Raw genomic sequence first — 1,218 nt, forward strand, 5'->3', positions numbered from 1 at the left:
CAGACTTTCAAGTCTTTCGCGCACTTGAGTACAATCAACAGCCCTGCCATGGATACTCTCCACACTACAAAAGCCAAACGCAGCCCAGTCTATCTCGTTACATTCAGTCTGTTCACCAGGCAAACTTAAAGCTATTTTTAGATCTCTTTCTAAAGGGCTAAAACCAATACTACTAGCTACCAATTRTTCTCGTACTTTGACTACCTCGTCGGTTAGATCACACAATGTCAAAATACCCCACGCGCGAGCATCGCCAATCTTCCCTTCCCTCTCACATTTAAGCGATTTGTTCAGTTTGGAAATATAACCATATCGCCCATCTGAACTTTTACTCTCAGAAAGTAATGAAAGGCATTGTCCATACAAAGCGCGCCTATCCTCCACACGGGAATATAATTCATTTAGAATACGGTAAATACGCTGCTTCATAGTTCAACCGCCATTTTTGTTGGAGTATCAAGGAGTATCTTTTTATTTATAATTGGACACACATCAAAGTCATTATCCCCGATAAAAATCGCGGGCACCTTCATAACTCTTGCGAATACTGCCCTTATAAAAAAAGCATCTCTATCGCCCCCAAAGAAAATGAAAGCTTCTGGCAAGTTACTATTATCAAAACTAAAGACAGAATCCGAAAAGCTCAAACATATATTTCCTGCCCCCCAACCCTTCGCCCCTTCTCTAACAATACCAACAGACGTACCTGGAACTTCGCACACCCCATCAGACAACTCAAACATTACACATCCATCTCTACAAGCATTCATTTCCTTACGTATCAAATTTTGCTCATCTATATCAACAAGAACTACATCAACCCCCTGCTCATCTCTAACAAAATCCTGATCATTTTCAAATTTTCTAATTAAGTTCCTGCTTGCGTCTAAATTTATCACCTTAGCCCTATATAAAAGCTCAGGACCAATCCATCTATGCTTGGTAGCCAACCCACCAGAAAATACAAAATTCGAAATTCCGGGCACAACAGAAACCGCCTTAAATAACTCAGTAGCGATAGACAATAAATAGGCGTTTTTGGCGGATTGTAAATTCTCATCACCAAGTATCTTTTCAACAGTTACATCGCTTTTCGACGACAGACTTGCCAATCCATAAATACCACTCTCCCTGTTGTACATACTTGACAAGTTCTCTGAGTCCAACCCGTATTTAACCATTCTTAAAACTAACCCCAAAGGCTGAGTACCAGATCTA

At 40.4% G+C, this 1,218-nt stretch carries 2 protein-coding genes; both read right to left on the bottom strand.

All coding sequences use genetic code 11. The features are described from left to right. Positions 1–429: hypothetical protein (locus tag AC1DVH_RS31375; RefSeq protein ID WP_477757057.1), on the bottom strand; the 429-nt coding region annotated here is incomplete at its 3' end. Next, positions 426–1,218 (bottom strand): hypothetical protein (locus AC1DVH_RS31380; protein WP_477757058.1); only part of this gene is annotated, 793 nt, incomplete at its 5' end. The genes AC1DVH_RS31380 and AC1DVH_RS31375, both read right to left, overlap by 4 nt.

Source organism: Pseudomonas sp. P4_C3, from assembly GCF_056402075.1.